The sequence below is a fragment of the Halorussus salinus genome (assembly GCF_004765815.2).
GTDB classification, from domain to species: Archaea; Halobacteriota; Halobacteria; order Halobacteriales; family Haladaptataceae; genus Halorussus; species Halorussus salinus.
The window spans coordinates 345705-364151 of sequence record NZ_ML974127.1 but is presented as its reverse complement, the minus strand read 5'-3'; the positions used below and the strand labels follow the sequence as shown (position 1 = coordinate 364151).

At 64.9% G+C, this 18447-nt stretch carries 23 protein-coding genes; 16 read left to right on the top strand and 7 right to left on the bottom strand.

Features of this window, described 5'->3' with window-relative positions; translation table 11 throughout:
* Positions 1–20: 20 nt before the first annotated feature.
* Positions 21–779 (top strand): TrmB family transcriptional regulator, encoded by a 759-nt coding sequence (locus EPL00_RS01780; protein WP_135852120.1) that lies wholly within the window; start codon positions 21–23, stop codon positions 777–779.
* 37 nt (positions 780–816) lie between these two features.
* Here EPL00_RS01780 and EPL00_RS01775 read toward each other — a convergent pair whose 3' ends face one another.
* Positions 817–1098, bottom strand: a complete 282-nt coding sequence (locus EPL00_RS01775; RefSeq protein WP_135852121.1) for a winged helix-turn-helix transcriptional regulator — start codon at positions 1096–1098, stop codon at positions 817–819.
* A 162-nt stretch (positions 1099–1260) separates the two neighbouring features.
* Between EPL00_RS01775 and EPL00_RS01770 the strand changes: the two genes are divergently transcribed.
* The 3 genes from EPL00_RS01770 to EPL00_RS01760 all read left to right on the top strand — a co-directional run bounded on the left by EPL00_RS01770 (position 1261) and on the right by EPL00_RS01760 (position 4801).
* Entirely contained in the window at positions 1261–1569 is a 309-nt protein-coding gene (locus EPL00_RS01770; RefSeq protein ID WP_135852122.1) for an EMC6-like membrane protein, read from the top strand.
* 3 nt (positions 1570–1572) lie between these two features.
* Complete coding sequence (locus EPL00_RS01765) at positions 1573–3387, top strand: ribosome biogenesis/translation initiation ATPase RLI (RefSeq protein WP_135852123.1); 1815 nt, start codon at positions 1573–1575, stop codon at positions 3385–3387.
* Positions 3388–3475: 88 nt separating this feature from the next.
* Positions 3476–4801, top strand: a complete 1326-nt coding sequence (locus EPL00_RS01760; protein WP_135852124.1) for a hypothetical protein — start codon at positions 3476–3478, stop codon at positions 4799–4801.
* Here EPL00_RS01760 and EPL00_RS01755 read toward each other — a convergent pair whose 3' ends face one another.
* Positions 4802–5065 carry a hypothetical protein gene (locus EPL00_RS01755; RefSeq protein WP_135852125.1) on the bottom strand — a complete coding sequence of 88 codons (264 nt, stop codon included), beginning with the start codon at positions 5063–5065 and terminating at the stop codon, positions 4802–4804. It lies immediately after the preceding gene.
* A 432-nt stretch (positions 5066–5497) separates the two neighbouring features.
* The gene (locus EPL00_RS01750) at positions 5498–6019 is read right to left on the bottom strand and encodes an archaemetzincin family Zn-dependent metalloprotease (protein WP_135852126.1); all 522 of its coding nucleotides are present in this window, start codon (positions 6017–6019) and stop codon (positions 5498–5500) included.
* Positions 6020–6094: 75 nt separating this feature from the next.
* Here EPL00_RS01750 and EPL00_RS01745 point away from each other — a divergent pair, with 75 nt between their 5' ends.
* The 3 genes from EPL00_RS01745 (at position 6095) to EPL00_RS01735 (ending at position 7728) form a co-directional block, all read left to right on the top strand.
* Positions 6095–6448 carry a UPF0146 family protein gene (locus tag EPL00_RS01745; protein WP_238398101.1) on the top strand — a complete coding sequence of 118 codons (354 nt, stop codon included), beginning with the start codon at positions 6095–6097 and terminating at the stop codon, positions 6446–6448.
* Between the two features lie 44 nt (positions 6449–6492).
* Complete coding sequence (locus EPL00_RS01740) at positions 6493–6843, top strand: hypothetical protein (protein ID WP_135852127.1); 351 nt, start codon at positions 6493–6495, stop codon at positions 6841–6843.
* A gap of 93 nt (positions 6844–6936) precedes the next feature.
* Positions 6937–7728: a formate/nitrite transporter family protein gene (locus EPL00_RS01735; RefSeq protein ID WP_135852128.1), complete on the top strand. Its 792-nt coding sequence runs from the start codon at positions 6937–6939 to the stop codon at positions 7726–7728.
* A gap of 44 nt (positions 7729–7772) precedes the next feature.
* Here EPL00_RS01735 and EPL00_RS01730 read toward each other — a convergent pair whose 3' ends face one another.
* Both EPL00_RS01730 and EPL00_RS01725 read right to left on the bottom strand, forming a co-directional pair.
* Positions 7773–8411, bottom strand: coding sequence for an SAM-dependent methyltransferase (locus EPL00_RS01730; RefSeq protein WP_135852129.1), 639 nt, complete (start codon positions 8409–8411; stop codon positions 7773–7775).
* Positions 8412–8644: 233 nt separating this feature from the next.
* The gene (locus EPL00_RS01725) at positions 8645–9442 is read right to left on the bottom strand and encodes a hypothetical protein (RefSeq protein WP_135852130.1); all 798 of its coding nucleotides are present in this window, start codon (positions 9440–9442) and stop codon (positions 8645–8647) included.
* Between the two features lie 503 nt (positions 9443–9945).
* On the opposite strand from EPL00_RS01725, the gene EPL00_RS01720 reads away from it, so the two are divergent.
* The 8 genes from EPL00_RS01720 (at position 9946) to EPL00_RS01695 (ending at position 15406) form a co-directional block, all read left to right on the top strand.
* Positions 9946–10857 (top strand): TIGR01548 family HAD-type hydrolase, encoded by a 912-nt coding sequence (locus tag EPL00_RS01720; protein ID WP_135852131.1) that lies wholly within the window; start codon positions 9946–9948, stop codon positions 10855–10857.
* 37 nt (positions 10858–10894) lie between these two features.
* Complete coding sequence (locus EPL00_RS01715; RefSeq protein ID WP_135852132.1) at positions 10895–11299, top strand: DUF7534 family protein; 405 nt, start codon at positions 10895–10897, stop codon at positions 11297–11299.
* Positions 11296–11700, top strand: coding sequence for a hypothetical protein (locus EPL00_RS01710; RefSeq protein ID WP_135852133.1), 405 nt, complete (start codon positions 11296–11298; stop codon positions 11698–11700). The genes EPL00_RS01715 and EPL00_RS01710 overlap by 4 nt, the downstream gene beginning before the upstream one ends.
* Positions 11701–11735: 35 nt before the next feature.
* Complete coding sequence (gene npdG / locus EPL00_RS01705) at positions 11736–12404, top strand: NADPH-dependent F420 reductase (RefSeq protein ID WP_135852134.1); 669 nt, start codon at positions 11736–11738, stop codon at positions 12402–12404.
* 172 nt (positions 12405–12576) lie between these two features.
* Positions 12577–12753 carry an HVO_0416 family zinc finger protein gene (locus tag EPL00_RS23415; RefSeq protein WP_202932521.1) on the top strand — a complete coding sequence of 59 codons (177 nt, stop codon included), beginning with the start codon at positions 12577–12579 and terminating at the stop codon, positions 12751–12753.
* Between the two features lie 118 nt (positions 12754–12871).
* Positions 12872–13000, top strand: a complete 129-nt coding sequence (locus tag EPL00_RS01700; protein ID WP_135852135.1) for a transporter — start codon at positions 12872–12874, stop codon at positions 12998–13000.
* Positions 13001–13296: 296 nt separating this feature from the next.
* Positions 13297–13458, top strand: coding sequence for a DUF7563 family protein (locus tag EPL00_RS24290; protein WP_166035516.1), 162 nt, complete (start codon positions 13297–13299; stop codon positions 13456–13458).
* A gap of 121 nt (positions 13459–13579) precedes the next feature.
* Positions 13580–15406 (top strand): UvrD-helicase domain-containing protein, encoded by a 1827-nt coding sequence (locus EPL00_RS01695; RefSeq protein WP_135852136.1) that lies wholly within the window; start codon positions 13580–13582, stop codon positions 15404–15406.
* Positions 15407–15783: 377 nt separating this feature from the next.
* Here the strand turns inward: EPL00_RS01695 and EPL00_RS01690 are convergent, their stop codons facing one another.
* Positions 15784–16029: a DUF7533 family protein gene (locus EPL00_RS01690; protein ID WP_135852137.1), complete on the bottom strand. Its 246-nt coding sequence runs from the start codon at positions 16027–16029 to the stop codon at positions 15784–15786.
* A 145-nt stretch (positions 16030–16174) separates the two neighbouring features.
* Between EPL00_RS01690 and EPL00_RS01685 the strand changes: the two genes are divergently transcribed.
* Positions 16175–16846 (top strand): riboflavin synthase, encoded by a 672-nt coding sequence (locus EPL00_RS01685; protein ID WP_135852138.1) that lies wholly within the window; start codon positions 16175–16177, stop codon positions 16844–16846.
* A 334-nt stretch (positions 16847–17180) separates the two neighbouring features.
* Here the strand turns inward: EPL00_RS01685 and EPL00_RS01680 are convergent, their stop codons facing one another.
* Positions 17181–18353 carry a PrsW family intramembrane metalloprotease gene (locus tag EPL00_RS01680; RefSeq protein WP_135852139.1) on the bottom strand — a complete coding sequence of 391 codons (1173 nt, stop codon included), beginning with the start codon at positions 18351–18353 and terminating at the stop codon, positions 17181–17183.
* Positions 18354–18447 lie beyond the last annotated feature (94 nt).

Genomic DNA, 18447 nt, shown 5'->3' with positions numbered 1-18447 from the left:
CCACACAGACCAGAGACGAGATGAGCGCGCACGACGCGGTCGAGGCCCTGCGGGAACTCGGACTGTCGAACTACGAGGCGCAGGTGTTCGTGGCGCTCCAGCGCCTCGGCACCGGGAGCGCCCAAGCGGTCAGTCGAGTCTCGGACGTGCCCCGGTCGCAGGTGTACGGCGCGGCCGACGACTTGGCGAGTCGGGGACTCGTGGAGGTCGTCGAGTCCTCGCCCAAGGAGTACCGGCCGGTGAGCCTCGCGGCCGCCCGCGAGCAGTTGCGCGAGGCCGTCGAGCGCCAACACCAGCGCGCCTTCCAGAACCTCGAAGCGGTCCGGAACGAACACGCCGACCGTGCCGACGAGCGCGACGTGGCGACCCTCCACGGCCACCACTCCATCCACGAGCGCGTCGCGTCGCTGGTCGAAGAGGCCGCCGAGCGCGTAATTCTGGTCGCCGGAAGCGAGGACCTCCTCGCCGAGCAGGTCGCGTCGGCGCTCCGAGCGCGCGCCGAGGAGGGCGTGTCCGTCCTCGTCGTCACCGAGGAGTCGGGGGTCGCCGACCTGTTCGCCGACGACCCGGTTCGGGTCGTCGTCGCGTCGCGCGAGGGGACCGGCGGGTTCACCGGGCGGACGCTACTGGTGGACGACGCGACGGTGCTGTTGTCGGTTCGGGCCGACGACGATACCGAACCGTTCGAGGAGACCGCGCTCTGGACCGCGGACACGCGCATCGGCGACATCCTCGCGGCCTACGTCCACGCGGGGATGCAGTCGGGGTTCGAGGAGTAGCCCGAAAACCAGTCGTCCCGCGACGGTCGCGAGCGAGTCAGTCGGCGCAGTTCTGCGCGTCGGTGCAGTCGGCCGACGTGTCACAGGACACGTCGATTTCGTAGAGGTTCTGGCGGGCGTCGGCGAAGTACACGTCCTCCTCGACTACCTCCAGTTCTTCGAGTCGTTCGAGCGCGTACCGGACCGTACGCGCCGACAGCATCGATTCCTCGACGATTTCCTTCTGGGTGAGCGCACCCTTGTATTCGAGTACCTTGAAGACCAGTTTCGCGCTCGGCGGCAGGTCGTCGATGTCCTCTAACTCGGACTGAGTTGCCATCGTTACGAATCGAAACACGCGACGAGCATAAAAGTACTGAGAACGACTGGCACTGTCGGATGTCTGACCAGTAGTCGAGCGGTCGCGTTCGAGCGGGTCGGTCGCGTCGAGTTGTCCGCGCGTAACAAAAAGGCCTTCAACTCGGGTCCCTCAACGTCACGCATGGCGACCGAACAGGTATCCGAGCGGCGGTCTTCCCACGTCAGGGGCGTGACGGTGACGGCAGTCGCCACGCTCGCTGGCGTCGCGGCGGCGTTCGTCTCCGCCGCGTTCCTCGGGGCCGCGGCCAAAGACCAACTCGGACTGGCAATCGTGGCGGGGTTCGTCTTCGTCCAGTTGCCGGTCCTCCAAGTGATGGGCATCGACGTGGAGGACTTCTCCACGAAAGACCACCTCTACGTGCTGTTCATGACGTTCTCGATGTGGTTCGTGACGTGGACGATTCTGCTGACGAACGGAGTCACCTTCTAACTCATGGCGGACGACAGTATCGCGGTCGTGGACTTAGAGCGGTGTCAACCGGACCGGTGCAGTTACGAGTGTAAGAACTACTGCCCGCCCAACCGGACCGGCAAGGAGTGTATCACCCTGCGCGGTGACGACGCCGACGAGGGCGACCCCGACCAAGTACACATCAGCGAGGAGATCTGCCTCGGCGAGACCTGCGGCATCTGCGTCGAGAAGTGTCCCTTCGACGCCATCGAGATTATCAACCTCCCCCAAGAGTTGGAGGACGACCCGGTCCACCGCTACGGCGAGAACGCCTTCTCGCTGTACGGTCTGCCGGTCCCGCTGGAGGGGCAGGTCACGGGCATCCTCGGGCCGAACGGCATCGGGAAGACCACCGCGGTCAAGATTCTGGCGGGCGAACTCGCGCCGAACCTCGGCCAGCACGCCGACCCGCCGGGGTGGGACGCGGTGTTAGACGCCTACCGCGGCACGGAGTTGCAGGACTACCTCGCGGACGTGCGCGACGGCGAGGTCAGCGTCGCGCGCAAGCCCCAGTACGTGGACAAGATTCCCGACCAGTTCGGCGGTCCGACCGCCCAACTGCTGGAGCAGACCGACGAGCGGGGCGTCTTGGACGACCTGCTCGAACGACTCGACATCGAACACGTCGTGGACCAAGACATCGACAGCCTGTCGGGCGGCGAACTCCAGCGCGTCGCGCTGGTGGCGTGTCTCGCCCGCGACGTGGACTTCTACTTTATCGACGAGATTACGCCGTACCTCGACATCAGCCAGCGCGTGAAGGCCGCGCGTCTGATTCAGGAGATGGCCGAGGAACACGGCAAGTCGATGCTGGTGGTCGAACACGACCTCGCCATCCTCGACTTGGTGGCGGACAACCTCCACGTCGCGTACGGTGAACCCGGCGCGTACGGTGTCATCACCTCGCCCAAATCCGTCCGGAACGGCATCAACGAGTACCTCAAGGGGTACCTCCAGAACGAGAACATGCGTATCCGACCCGACGCCATCGAGTTCGAGGAACACGCTCCTCGGCAGGTGACGCGGGCCGATACGCTCGTGGACTACCCGACCATCTCGAAGTCCTACGGCGAGGGCGAGTTCGAGTTGGAGGTCGAGGGCGGCAAGATTCGAGAGAACGAAGTGTTGGGCATCGTCGGCCCGAACGGCATCGGGAAATCGACGTTCGCGCAACTGCTGGCGGGCCGTCTCGAACCCGACGAGGGCGAGGCCGACTTCGATTTGGACATCGCGTACAAGCCCCAGTACATCGAAATCGACCAGCCGATGCGGACCGACAGCTTCCTGCGCTCGATCACCGACCGGGTCGGCTCGTCGTACTGGAACACCGAAATCGCCCAACCGCTCCAACTGGAGCGCATCATGGAGCAACAGCTCACGGACCTCTCGGGCGGCGAGCGCCAGCGCGTGGCCATCGCGGCCTGCCTCTCGGAGTCCGCGGACCTCTACCTGCTGGACGAACCCTCGGCGTACCTCGACGTGGAACAGCGAGTCCGCGCGACCAACGCCATCCGCCGGTTCGCCGAACAGCAGGACGCGACGGTCATGGTCATCGACCACGACATCTACATGATAGACCTGCTGGCCGACCGCCTGATGGTCTTCGACGGCGAACCCGCGGTCAGCGGTCACGCCAGCGAACCGAAGGGGATGCGCGAGGGGATGAACGACTTCCTCGCCAACCTCGACATCACCTTCCGGCGCGACGAGAACGTCGGCCGCCCGCGCATCAACAAGCCGGGGAGCCAGTTGGACCGCGAGCAGAAGAAGGAAGGCGAGTACTACTACGCGCCCTGATTCGGTCGAGGTTGCCTCTCTCGCCGGATGCTGATACCCCGAGCGCGGAACCGAACCGTTTTCGTCAACGGACTCATAGCCCCACGCAGTGACACGTCTTCCCGACTGGCTCGGTACCGGGTCCGAGCGCCGTGCAAAGCTCCTCGCGTGTCTCGCGGTCCTCAGCATCGCGATCGCGACCGTCGGCGTGCTGGCCGCCCCCGACCAACCGCGCCTGACAGTCACCGAGGAGTCGCCCGAGACCAACACCCTCGTCGCGCTACAGGGGTACAAACACGAGGGGAAAGCCGTCGAACTCACCCCGGAGGGCGAAATCGTCTGGGAGTACGCCGACCCCGACGACGTGTTCGACGTGGAGGCGCTGGGTCCCGACCGCGTGCAGGTCTCTTCGGCGACCGAAATCGCCGACCGGAACTGCCCCGACCGCTACCGCAACGACGGGTTCCCCAACTGCGTCGAAAACAGTCTTCGGATAGTCGAACAGTCGAGCAACGAGGTGGTGTGGAACTACTCGTGGTACGACGTGGAACTCCACGAACACGAACTCCACGACGCCGACCACTACACGGTTGACGGTGAGGAGAGATGGGTCATGGTGGACATGGGCAACGACCGCGTGTTCGCCGTGAACCGCGAGAAGGAAATCGTCTGGCAGTGGAACGCCACCCAGACCTACGACATGCCCGACCGGATGGGTCCGGAGAGCGACTGGACCCACATGAACGACGTGGACCGACTCCGGCCCGGCGTGTTTCAGGTCAGCCTCCGGAACTTCGACACGGTAATCGAACTTCACGTCGAGAACGGTTCGACGCCGGGCGAGCGGTCGGTCAGCGTCGAACCGGTCGTCGGCCCGAACCGGTTCGCCGGGAAGGGTGACGTGCTGTACGAACAGCACAACCCCGACCGCCTCGCCGACGACCACCTGCTGGTCGCCGACAGCGAACACGACCGCGTGGTCGAGTTGAACTCGTCGGGCGAGGTCGTCTGGCAGTTCGGCGGGAGCGCGACCCTCGACTGGCCCCGTGACGCCGACCGCCTGCCGAACGGCCACACGCTCGTCGCCGACTCGTACAACGACCGCGTGGTCGAAGTGAGCGACGAGGGCGAAATCGTCTGGGCGGTCGAGACCGGCGGTCTCCCCTACGAGGCCGACCGCCTGCCCGCCGAGTGGGGCGACGGAACCCGCGCCGAAGGGTCCCACGACCGGCCGACCGCGACCGACGCGAATCTGGCCGACGGCGGCCGGGAGTCGCTGCTCGACCGCTACGTCGGCTACGTCGTCGCCATCTCGAAGTACGTCCTGCCAGCGTGGGCCGGGCGACAAGTCCTGTGGCTCCTCGTGGCCGTCGTCTCGCTGGTCGGCGCGCTCGTGGAAGGCGCTCGGTGGCGGGGGGTTCGGGTTCGAGAGTAGTCAGTCCAACAAGTCGAGCAAATCACTCTCGTCGAGCGAGTTTCGCCTATCGAGGTACCGCTCCACGTCGTTCAGGTCCCCCAACTTCGTGGCGATATCCAGTTTCTCCTGTGCCGCTGCGTTGTATTCGGCGAGGTCCGATTGGGCGTACTCGTGGTCTGAATCGACGTAGAGGACGTAAATTACGTGATAGCTCGTGTTTTCTTTCGGGATGTTCTCGACGGTCTTGGAGTAGATCCGTCCTTTTTCGCTGAACTTCAGCACCTCGATGTTCTGTATTTTTCGTAGACGAACGCGCTGGGAGGTGCTTCGGAACTAACGATGTCGTGTAACTTCTTGAGTACGTCACGTTGGTCGGTAGCGCCGAGCGAAGCGAGGTGAGTACGGACATCACCAACGAAAATCACGTGTGTCTCCTCGCTACCGCCTAAGGGAATACGACTCACGTCTGCCGGACTTAGAATTCGAGAACGGACTCGATCTCCTCTTTGGTCGCAGTCTCACCCTCCGACAGACTTTCGATCGCATCGAGTACCTCAGTCGGTACCTGTGGGTCTTCGTCGGAATCCTGCGTCGAATCGGAGTGTGTCCGCGACATACGTCCAGTTAGTGTCCGATGGGGAATAAGTTTGCGGGACGTTACGTTCGAGGAGTCCGCCCACCGACTACAGTCTTCCCGCCGGCGGGTCTACCGAACTACAGCACTTCGCGCTGGCAGGAGCCACAGAGGTTCTCCTCTTTCACGTCCACCTCGCGGACGGTCGGCGAGAAGTTCATGACACACCGTTTGTTGTCGCAGTGTTCCAGCCCGAGGGTGTGACCGATTTCGTGAACGACTTCCTTGCGAACGCGGTCCGAGAAGATTTCCGCGGCGCTCCGGTTCGAGAAACCGCCGTCGCTGGAGGTCTGGAGCCGATACGTCGAGATAACGCTCCCGTTGCCGTCGAGGTAGGCGAGACCGAACACGTAGTTGCGGCGGCGATAGAAGAGGTCTTTCGGCGTAATCGCGATGTTCTTCTCCCCGGTTCCGACCCGTCCGGCGAGTTCGATGAACTCCTCGGCGCGGTACTGGTCGCGTTTCTCGTCGTGTGCCCCGGTCGGGATGGGCTGAGAGTCGTGGATAGTAACGTCGCAGTCGTAGACGGAACGCAGGGCGGTCGAGGCCTGCCGCTTGACTTTCGCGGAGAGGTCCCCGACCGGAACAACGTCAACGAGCATGGGAAACACTATGGGGGACCCACCCATAAACTTCCCGCCGTGCGTCCCCGAACTCGTCGTGCCATCGTCCGCCGCTTGTCCGACTTCGAACGACTCGTGGAGGTGGGCGTCGGCAACCGAACCGACGTGGCCGCCGCCCTCGCCGACGCCGGAGTCGCCGTGACCGCGACCGACGTGTCTCCTCGGGAGGTCCCCGCCGGAGTCGAGTTCGCCGAGGAGAACGTCCTCGACCCCGACCCCGAGCGCTACCGCGGGGCGGACGCCGTCTACGCGCTGAACCTCCCGCCCGAGTTGCACCGCCCGGTCCTCGACGTGGCCCGCCGCCACGACGCCGCCTTCCTGTTCACGACGTTGGGCGGCGACCAGCCAGCGGTCCCGGTCGAACGCGAGACGCTTCCGGGCGAGACGCTGTTCGTGGCACGAGAATAAAATACAAAACTATAAGTTTTGAAAATAACATTACTTCGGACGCAATGTTCCACGACAGCGGAGCCGAGACTCGACGTACCGTCCTTCGAAGCATCGGCGGCGCGCTCGGCGTCGCCTCGCTCGCGGGGTCGGCGAGCGCCGTGACGACCGACAGCGTCTCCAGCGGACAGTGCGTCTACGCCGACGGGAGCAACGGCGCGGCGCTCGTGTTCAGCGAGTGCGGCGGCACCGAGGAGGACCTCGTGGGGAGAGTCCAGAACTACGAGGAGGGCCGCGTCGAGAAGCTCTGTGAGACCCTCGACGGGAGCGTCTGGGCCTACGTCGTCTGGGACAGCGCCTCCCCTGACGGCTGGGTCGCCGAAGAGCAACTGACGGCGTGCGTCACGACGCACTGACGACGAGAGTCCGGACCGGCGATACGGTAGGCCTCGGGGTCGAGAGAGCCGACTGCCACGAGGCTTAACGTCGCGCCGACCGACCGTTTTTTCGTGTCCGTCGCGCCCGACCCCGAGGAGATATTCGACCGAGCCATCGAGGAGGGCGAGCGCCGACTCGACCAGTCGATGCTCGAACTCGTCGCGACCAGTTTCATCGCTGGCTTCACCGTCGTCTTCGGCATCGTCGCGCTCGGTATCGTGGAAGCGTTTCTCGAACCGCAGTACGGCCACGGTGTCGCCAAACTCGCCGGGGCGCTCGCGTTCGGTCCCGCCTTGGTCTTCCTCGTGGTCGGTCGGACCGAACTGTTCAACGAGAACTTTTTCGACCCGGTGGCGAAGGCGGTTGCGGCCGACGACTCGTGGCTGGTCGGTCCGCTCGTCCGACTGTGGAGCGTCACGTTCGTGCTCAACCTCGTCGGGGGTACCCTCTTCGTCGCCGTGCTGTCGGTGAACGGTGCGCTCCCCGACGGGACCGCGAGCAAACTCGTCACCTTCGCCCACGAGTTCGTCCATCGGCGAACCGAGGCCGAGTTCGTGAAGGGCATCGTCGGGGGGACGCTGGTCACGCTCCTGTCGTACCTCCTCGAAGCGGTCAACAGCGTCGCGAGTCGCATCGCGCTGGCCTACGTGGTCGGGGTCCTGCTGACGGTCGGCGTCTTCGACCACGTCATCGTCACGATACTCCACGTCGTCTTCGGGATGGTCCTCGGCGCGACCATCGGCCTCGGCGAGTTGGCCGTGACGACCGCCGTGGTCACGGCCGGGAATTTGGTCGGCGGTCTCGGGTTGGTGACGCTGACCCACGTCGCCCAGTGGAAGGGCGCGCGCCAGTCCGACGAGTGAAACTACCGAGCGAGCCGAACGCCCGAAACCGAGGAGCCGAGACGCTACGATTTTCTCGCTATCACGACTTCGGCGGCGTGCTGGTGGGGCTCCCCGCCCGAATCGTCGTCGAAGACCAGCGACGACGACTCCAGCAGGTCCCAGTCGTCGTAGTACCCCCTGAGTTCGCCCGGTTGGTAGAAATACTCGTTGTCCCCCCAGTCCGGCGGCGTCGGAATCTCGGGACGGTCCACGAACGCGAAGACGGCGTGGACGCCGCCCGAGGAGGTCGCCTCCCGGAAGTGAGCGAACTGCGCGGCGCGGTTCGCCGGGCGGAGGTACTGGACCGCGCCGACGGAGTACAGCAAATCCACGGTCTCGGGGAGGTCGAGGTCGTTCACGTCGCCGCGGCGCGTCCGGAGTTCGACGCCGCGCTCGTCGGCGAGTCGCTCGGCTTTCGCCAGTCCTTCGGGTATCGGGTCGATGGCGTAGACCGTCGCGCCCTCCTCGGCGAAGAACACCGCGTCCCGGCCCTCGCCCGCGCCCACGTCGGCGACGACGGCCTCCTCCGGGACTGGCGAGTCGGTACCCGTCGCGTCGGCGTCGCCGAGATAGGTCAGTGCCGTCTCGGCGAGGTCGTTCGGTTCGGTGCCCCAGTAGAACTCCTCGCGGCCGTACAACTCGCCGAGTTCGTCGTGGTCCATACGGCGACTGCTCGGAGCGAAGCTAGAAGCCTTTCGCTTTCAGTCGAAAAAGCAGGCACAGTAACGGCAGAACCGAGGGATTACTCGCTTTCGTCGGTCGGGCGGCGTCCCTTCGAGACGACCTGCCCGTCGAAGACGATTCGTGACACTCGTTCGCGCCGCTCGTCTTCGTCGCTGGTTTGAGACTCGCTCATCGTGTTTCACGTACTCGCCAGCGTGACAAATAGGTTGGGTTACTCGCCACCCCGAGTCCGGAAATCGAGCGCGTCCAAAACGCGCCGGACCTGCGACGGATAGCCGGAGAACATCGTGATAGCGAGGAGAGCGACGTTCGAACCGCCCTCCAAGAGAAACGATACGTCCCGAATCAGCGCGTCGTACACGCCCAAGGCCAGATACGTTCCTGCGTACACCAGTAGCAGAATCGTAGATGGCGAGTAAAACGAGTTGAGAATTTCAGTCGTTTGGTTTTCGTGAATCCACTTTGCGTAACTCTTGGTCAGTACGAGATTCAGTTCGTCTTCGGTCAAATCTTCGCGTAACATGGTCTCGAAGTCGGGTTTACTCATCCCCACGCGGGAGTCGGAAGCGGTGTACGTCAACCCCGCTGCTGCGGTAGACGAGAGTAACAGGAAGATACCAGCCCCGAAATAGACGTTGAGAAATCCCTCAAAGGAGACGCTCTTGGCTTTCGCGGAGAACGTCAATGCCGAGAGTATCGCTCCGATAAGCAGGACGTTGATTCGAAGGATTCGAATCGCCTTCGTGTCGAGGTCGTTCAGATTCTCTATCTGCGCGTCTAGTGTTTCCCGCGCTTCGGCGACCCCATCTTCTAACGCAGACGGTCCGGCAGGTCGGTATCGAAGTCGAGCCAACTTCTCCGTTCGCCCAGAAGTATCTCCGAATCGAACGGCGAAGAACGCGGAAACCACCGATTCGACGCTCCAGACAAGGGCGGTCACTTCCGCTGGATTTCGAACGAGCGTCGATGCGGCGATGGGAGTCCCAAAAAATACGATCGCTGCGACCATCGTTCCACGAGACGGCGTAGTCACCTAAATAGAAAGTAGTGTTTTTAGCTTTAATCGAGGGCGCTAAGCCCCCTTCCTCAGCGAGCGAAGCGAGCAGGGAGGGGATACAGCGCCCACACGGTTCGCATACACGTTCTCCGCCACGCTTACTATCCCTGCGGTCAAACGAGGTAGTACGATGCTCGCCACGTCTCCGACGGTGTTCAAGCGCGACAACAAGCGCGCACCGTCGATTGTGGCCGAGTGTCCATCTGGTAGGAGTGGGACACTCCAAACCGCCTGTAAAGGGAAGTCGCCTGCGGAGTCTGGAACCGCTGTGTCCACGTCGGATACAAGTGCCGACGCAGAAACAGGAAGCCCCACCCTCAACAAGCGAGGGGCGAGTAGCCCCGAGCGCGGTAGGGTGGGGTAGTTCACACTACTTTAGTTTTGATACGAGCGACCGAGAAGCAGCGTCACTCGGCGTCGAAAGCTCCTTGAACGCCGGTTGGCTACCCTCTATCATGCAAGCAGACGCGGTCGTGCTGGACATCGACGGGGTACTCGTGGACGTGGCCGACTCCTACCGACGCGCTATCGTGGAGTCCATCGAGCGCGTCCACGGCGACACCATCGAGAAGGCGGCCATCCAGTCGTTCAAGGACGCTGGCGGGTTCAACAACGACTGGGAACTGACCGACGCCGCCGCGCTGTACCTCCTCGCGCGCCGGGAGGGACTGGCGATGGACGTGGACGAGTTCACCGACCGAATCGCCGAGCGCCGAGCGGAATCGGACGACGCCGAGGAGGCCGACGGACTCGACGCCGCCGAGGCGGTCGTGGACGACGCCCTCGACCCGGCGGCCGCCGAGCGAGCGCGGGCCGACTGGAACCCCGAACGACTCCGGGAGGTGTTCCAACAGCTCTACCTCGGCGCGGCCCTCTACGCCGACATCGAGGGGCGAGAGGCGGACCTCGACGAGGACGACTCGGCCGCCGACCTCTCGGGGTTCATCCACGACGAACCGGTCCTCCTCGAATCCGAGACGCTGGACGCGCTGGCCGACTACGAGGTGGGCGTCGTCACGGGGCGGCCCGCGGACGAGGCCGACATCGCCCAGCGCCGGGCCGGACTCGACCTGCCCGACGAGCGCCGGTTCACGATGGACGACTGGGACGAGGGCAAGCCCCATCCCCGCGCGCTCGTCACGCTCGCCGAGCGGTTCGGAGCGGAGTCGGTCGTCTTCGTCGGCGACACGCTGGACGACGTGAAGACCGCCGTGAACGCCGCCGAGGAGGACCCCGACCGCGAGTACGTCGGCGTCGGCGTCCTGACGGGCGGCCTGACCGGCGAGGAGGGCCGCCGGAAGTACGAGGAGGCCGGAGCGGACGCGGTTATCGACTCGGTGAACGACCTCCCGGACCTGCTGGCGTAGCGGGAGTTTTATTTCCGTCTCGTCGGTGGCTTGGGACATGGATTGGTCCCGACTCTCGGGGACGGCCGTGGACGCGCTCGTCGTCTCGTTCGCGCTCGGTGCAGTACTCTCCCCGCCCGACCCGTTCACGCAGATATTGTACGTCGCTCCGACGTTCGTCGTCGTGTTCTCGGCGCTCTGGCTCCGCGGCGAACCGTCGGTGCGGTCGTGGTGGCGTCGCTACGCCCTGCTCGTCGCCAGCGTCTTCGCGGTCGGACTCGCGTGGCGAGGAGCGACCCTCGCGCTCGGTCTCGACTCCCTCCCCGGCGGCCGCGACGCCGCGATGCTCGCGGGCGTCGCGCTCGGCGCGTGGCTGGGGTACTTCGGTGGACTGGCTCGACTTCGCGGCGAGAAGTCCGACGGCGAGCGAGGGACCCGGAGCGAGGAGGTGGGCGAGGCGTGAACCCCCGGTCCGTCGAGCGGTGGGTCTGGACGCTCGGCATCGGCGGGTTCCTCTCGTATCTGGGCGGCGCACTCCTCGCGCCGAATCCGACCCGGATACTCCCCTACGTCGTCGGGGCGTCGGTCGTCGGCGTCCCGATAGCGAACTGGTACGTTACCCGCGAGTTGGGCCAGTTCCCGACCGAGGAGGCGGGTCGCCTGACGCTGTTTTTCCTGACGATGTTCGTCGTCGCCTACCTCGGGATGGAGGCGGTCGAAGTCGTCGCCGCGCCCGATTCGACGGTCGAGACGGTCGGACAGGCCGCCGCGGCGCTGGCCGGTATCTATCTGGGTCGCCGGGCGGCCGACCGGGGTCGGGACCGGATTCGGGCCGCGCTCGGGGGCGACTCGTCGGCCGAGTGAGAATCTTTAATCCGGCCCCGCCCGGAGTGGTGGGTATGCGAATCGCACTGCTGGGCGGGACCGGCGACATCGGACAGGCACTCGCACTGCGGTGGGCGCGCGACACCGGCCACGAGATTCTCCTCGGCTCGCGCGACCCCGAGAAGGCCCGCACCAAGGCCGACGAGTACGAGACCGAACTCGACAGCGTGGGCGTCGAGCGCGACGTGAAGGGGTTCGCCAACGAGATGGCGGCCGACCGCGCCGACGTGGTGGTGCTGGCGGTGCCCCCGTTCCACGTCCGGGACCTCGTGGAGTCCATCGCCGACCGCATCGAGGAGGCCGACGTAGTGGTCTCCCCGGCGGTCGGGATGGACCGCGACGACGAGGGGTTCCACTACAAGCCCCCGAAGGCCGGGAGCGTCACCCGACTGGTCGCCGACGCCGCGCCCGACGGAGTGCCCGTCGTCGGAGCCTTCCACAACCTGTCGGCCGACCGACTGGCGAATCTGGACGTGGAGTTGGACCTCGACACGCTCGTCGTCGGCGACGACGAGGACGCGGTGGAGACGGTCGTCCAGTTGGCCGACCAGATAGACGGTCTGCGCGCGCTGCAGGCCGGTAGCATCGCCAACGCGGCCGAAGTCGAGAGCGTGACGCCGCTGCTCATCAACCTCGCGATGGAGAACGAGGGGATGCACGACGTGGGCGTCAAGTTCGAGTAGCGGTCGGCATTACGCCCTCTCTTTCCTGCTGTCGCGCCGGATTTCGAGCGGTAAGCCCGTCCTACTCGCGGTATCAGGCCACCCCACGCGAGAAATACGGGCTTTCCAAATCGCGGTAATCCATGTGTTAGACCAACACGGTTTTATACTGGTGTGCATTAGCATACCATGTATGGCGACCGCACCGACCGGCGACGACGACGTGTTCGACGAATTCCTGTCCGAGCGTGGCCACGAGACCGAAACAGTCGGCTGGGAAGACGACTACAACAAGAAGAAGTGCCCGGACTGCGGCGGACTCCACGAGACGGCCGCGAGCGAATGCTCGGTATGCGGTTGGCGACCGTAGGTCGGCCTCCTCCCGAATCGGTGCAGCGTATCGCTCTCGACGACCGAACGCTTTTTTCGACGCGCGAGTCGGCGTAGACGGCAACAATAAGTTTCCGACTCCGGAGCGTAGCGACGGTATGGTTCGGTTCTCGACGCTCGTCATCCTCGCCGGAATCGTCCTGCTGTTCGTGCCCGTTCCGCCCATCGCCACGATTCTCGGCATTCTGACTATCCTCGCCGGGGTACTCATGCGCTGGCTCGGATAACGGCGTCACTCGGCCAACGCCGCGCGGCGGCCAACTGAGCGTGGCGACGACCGGAGCGTGACCACTGGCAAAATGCGGCGACGAGCAGAGCGTGGCGACCAGCGGAGCGCGGCGATTAGCGTCGCGAGGAGCCTCACGTTCGCGGCGACTGGTCGGAAAGAGAGAACTACAAGATTACGTTCTCGGCCGCAGCGAATCGCTATCCTACGGTAGGGTATGGCTAGTCGGAGTAACGAGACGTTGCGACCGGTGTCGATAGAAATATAGTGTAAGATTTCCGTAGTGGAAGAAGAGAAATGCCTGAATGTCAGAACTGCGGTTCGTTCGTGACCGAAGCGTACGCGCGAGTGTTCACACCGCGCGAGGTAGACGACCCGCGAGTCTGTCCCGAGTGCGAGGACAAGATTCGGGACGGCAGCGAGGTCCGTGAGGCTCGGTCGCCACGAAACACCTCTTAGTCGCTTTTTCCGCGGTCCTCCCCGTCGAACGACGCCCGCCGAGTCGCCACGCTGGGGCCGGTTCCGGCGGCCGTCCCGATTCACGTCCATTTATGAGTACGGGGGTCATGGGGTTGTGGTAATGAGCCAAGAAACGGAGGAGCGAGTGACCCGTCTGTTCGGTGGCCCCGGAAGTGGGAAGACCACCGAGTTGCTGGACAGGGTCGAAGGGCTCCTCGACCAAGAGGGCGTCGGCGTCAACGACATTCTGCTGGTCTCGTACACTCGCGCGGCCGCCAACGAGGTCCGGGAGCGTCTCGCCGAGCGCCGCGACCTGAACCCCCGCTCGTTGCAGGGGTCGGTCTGCACGATGCACGCGAAGGCCTACGAACTGCTGGACCTCTCGCGCAACGACGTGGTGGGCGAGTCCGACAAGAAGGAGTTCTGCGAGGAGTTCGGCATCGAGTTCGAAGACGAGTACAGCGGCGCGGGCCGCCGGACCGCTCGCTCGACCACGCTCGGCAACAAGATTATCGCCACGAGCCAGTGGCTCCAGCGGACCCGCCGCGACGTGGCCGACTGGTACGACGTGCCCTTCCAGTGGAACGACGAGGAGGTCCGCCTGCCCCCGGACATCGACCCGAACGCCCAAGAGGGCAACAAGTACACGCCGACGTGGCCCAGCGACGACGACCGCCTCGACGTGCCCGAGGCCATCCGCGGGTGGCGCAACTACAAGGGCGAGAACGATCTGGTCGGCTTCGCCGACATGCTCCAGCGCGTGAAACAGCGGTCGCTCCTCCCGAACGTCGAGTATCTGGTCATCGACGAGTTTCAGGACATTACCAGCCTCCAGTTCGACGTGTACGAGGAGTGGAAGCCCCACATGGAGCAGGTCCTCATCGCGGGCGACGACGACCAAGTGGTCTACGCGTGGCAGGGTGCCGACCCCGGCCTGCTCCTCGAAGAGGGCGGGAACGACGTAATCTTGGACACGTCTCACCGACTCCCCTCCGAGATTCTGCGCGTCGTCCAGCAGGAGGTCCACCACATCGACAAGCGCCAAGAGAAGAACCTCTCGCCGCGAAAGCAGGGCGGCACCGTCGAGCAGGTCGATAGCCCCTCGATGCTCGAACTCGTCCGGAACGTCCGGTACACCATCGAGGAACACGACGGGACCCTCATGTTGCTGTTCCGGGCACGCTACCAGATGTTCCGGTTCATCGACGAGTTCATCGACGAGGGCATCCCGTTCAAGTGCCTGACCGACCAGCGGATGTGGACCGACCGCCTCCAGCAGTACGTCGATGCGGTCGAGAAGATGGACGCCGAGGAGCCAATTACGGGCCTCCAAGCCCGGCGACTCGCCGACATGTTGCAGGACTCGGCGTTCGGCACCAGCGAGCGCGACGACCTCTTCGACGCGATAGACGAGCGCAAGGAGGAGGCCGACACCGACGACCTCGCCGAAATCGAGGTCGAACACGACTTCGTGACCGACTTCGCGCCGTTCATGCCCGGCCCGGCGTCGGCGGCCGACATGGTGCGGAAGGTCACGAGTTTCCAGAAGAACTCGATGCGGGCCTACTTCGGCGGCGACTACGAGGGGATGGACGCCGACCGCGTCCGCATCGGCACCATCCACTCCGCGAAGGGTCGGGAGGCCGACCACGTGTTCGTCGCCACGGACCTGACCGAGAAGGTGGTCGAGCAGATGGCCGCGACGGTAGACGGCCCGGTTGACGGCGAGGAGTTCACCTCCACGACCGACCCCGTGCCGACCCTGACCGACAACGAGCGGCGGGTCTTCTACGTCGGCATGTCCCGCGCTCGCGAGCGCCTCGTCGTCATGGAGAATCTGGTCGGCGGCGCGCCGACCCTGCCCATCGACGTGTTGCTCTACAACGAGCGCAACGAGAAGGGCGTCGCGGACGTGTTAGAAGAAGTCGAGGAACCGCCCGCACAGTAGCTCGGACGAGTTTTTCGGGGTTCTATTCCGCGGTCTCGGTAAGCGAGCGCGTCGCGTAGCGTCGGCGACCGCGGGACGCGCCCGACGACTTCCCCGACCGCACGCGCTCGACTCCTCGACCGACAGGATGCGCCGCACGCTCGGCCGCGCTCGCGGTGCTGCGCGGCCGAGCGCGCAGGCGGGGAGGTTCGGGGCGCGGTTGCGGGGCGGTCGCGGTGGCTGTCGCAGTGCGGTTGCGATAACTCCTTTTTATCGGCAATCGTCCGCTGTGTGGTCGCGGTGCAGTTGCGGTGCTGTCCCGCTCGGCGTCGATAGCCCGCATCCCGAAACCGGAGACGACCGCGAGACAGCCACTACCGAAAATAGTCCTCGGGGCCTTACTCGTCGTCGTCGGGCGTCTTCGCCACTTTCCCGACCGTCTTCTGTGCCACCGCGCCCGGCACGTCCGTCGGTGTCGTCAGGTACTCCTCCAGTACGACCATCATGACCGCGACGACGACGAACCCGCCACCCAGCAGGGTCTTGCCGTCGAGGAGGAACTGAACGCCCAGCAACCCGACCGGAAGCGCGAACACGAGCGTCGCCGCGAGTTGGAGCGTGCCGATGATGCCCGGTTTGTTCATCACGATGGGCTTTCGCGCGAGTCGTCAAAAAGCCCGCGGGGACGGCCCGGAACGGCGTAGTTGGGTTTCGAGAAAATCGGAGACCGCGAACCGGACCGATACCGACTCCGGAATCCTTTTGGGCCGACCGACCCACAAATCTGGTATGTTTACCGGAATCGTTGAGGAGGCTGGCGAAGTCGAGGAGGTAACGGTGACCGACGAGGGCCGACGGCTCACCATCGGGGGCGAGGAGGTCACCGGCGAGTTGGACCGCGGCCAGAGCATCAGCGTCAGCGGGGTCTGTCTGACCGTCGAGGAGTTCGCCGACGACTGGTTCGAGGTGTTCCTCGCCAGCGAGACCGTCGCCAAGACCTACCTCGGCGAGGTCGAGGCGGGCGACCCGGTGAACCTCGAACGCGCGATGCCCGCCGACGGGCGCTTCGACGGCCACGTCGTACAGGGCCACGTCGATACCACCGCCGAAATCACCGACATCGAGCAGGTCGGCGAGGACTGGACCTACGAGTTCGCTCTCCCCGAGGAGTACGGCAAGTACGTCGTGGACAAGGGGTCGGTGACGGTGGACGGCATCAGCCTCACCGTGGCCGAGCGCGGCGAGGGGACCTTCTCGGTCGCCATCATCCCGGAGACGCGCAGGATTACGAACCTCTCGGCGAAGGCGGTCGGCGACCCAGTGCATCTGGAGGTGGACGTGATTGCGAAGTACGCCGAGCGACTGCTGGAGGACGCGGGCGTCGAGACGGGCGGTGAGACCGACGAGAGCGGTGAGACCGACGAGAGTGCGGAGCGCGTTCTCGGCGCGATGGAGCGGTAGGTCGGTCTTCCGTCGAGTTTGGTTTTGGTTGTGGTATCCGGCGAGGCAGTTTCGGAGTACGAGCAGTTGTGACCGCGACAGCAGTACGACCAAAGAAGTCACAACGAAGCGACCGTCAGGCTTGAACACAGGAGTTACCGCGCGGCACCGCAACCACAACCGCACGGCACCGCGACAGCCTCACGCCTCCCTAACCTTCTGCGCTACTCACTACGTTGCGTTGCTCGTCCCTCGCGCGCTGATGACGCGGCCTCGAACCGCGAGGCCGCGCCAGCGCGCGCCGAGGAGTTCGGTCAGAACCGAGAAGAACCGAACCGACGACTCGCCGACCGGCCTACTCGGAGCCGTCGCCGTCGGTCCGGGTGGTGTCGCCCTGCTGGCGCTCGGCCTGCCGAGTCTCGGCGCGCTGGCGCTCGTCGCGCTCGGCCGCGGCGAACGACTCCGAGTCTTCGTAATCGCCCCGTCCGTCGGCCGACTCCTCGAAGTCCGCGCGGTCGCGGCCCACGGCGTCGTCGCGCTCGTCGTCCTCGAAGCTGACGCTCTGGCCCATGTTGGTCTGGCGGTAGGCGCTCCGGTACCGGGAAATCTTCCGGTAGAGGAGATACCCGAACACGCCGTCGTAGATGACGACGAACCCGAGGAACGCGACGCCCGGCGCGACCGCGACCCCGAGGAACTGGAGGATGTCGCCGAGATACGTCACCAACGAGTTGTAGGTCGCGTGGATGAACGCCGCGATGAGCAGGCCTTTGACCACGATGGGACCCGCGTTCTCGCGGTTGAACTTCGCCAGCCCGAGGTAGTAGCCCGCGAACGCCGAGTAGATGACGTGGCCCGGTCCGGCCAGCAGGCGCACCGCGGCAGTCTGGCCAGCGGTGGCGATCTGCTGTTGGCCGATGGTTCCGACCTCGGCGATGCCCCGAGTGATGTAGATAGCGTTCTCGATGGTGGCGAACCCGAGACCAGCCATCGCGCCGTACACCGCGCCGTCGATGACCGCGTCGAAGCGGTCGCTCCGGAAGGCGTAGAGCCGGATGGCGAGCCACTTCACGACCTCCTCGACCGGCGCGACGACCAGATAGAAGAACAGCACCATCCCGACGACCGGCACGAGGGTAATCGCTCCCGCGAGCGTGTTGATGATGGCCGCGAAGCCAGCGAACAGCACGCCCAGCAGGAACGTCCCGACCAGAAGCGTCAGCGGTTCGGAGGTCGTCACGTCGGCGTACCAGATGTAGGCCGCCAACCCGAACGCCGGGACGACCGACATGAGGACGAACGCGCCGATGACGGGGTCGCTGACTGCCGCCAGTCCGGTCAGCGCGAACTGGACGACGAGGATAGCCAGCGCGAGGAGGACGACGATGACCCGGCCGAGCCGACGCGACCACCGGTAGACGCCGCCCGAGAACCTGTCCAACCAACTTCGCGACTCCCACGTGGCGATGTCGTAGAGATCGGCCGAATCGGTCGCGCCCTCCTCGACCGGGTCGCGTGGAGCATCCATCGCCGGAGCCTACGGACGCCAGTACCAATTATCTGGCTCTCGGAGTACCTTTCACACCTTAATTGTGATTATACACCATTAAGACTCGCAGGGG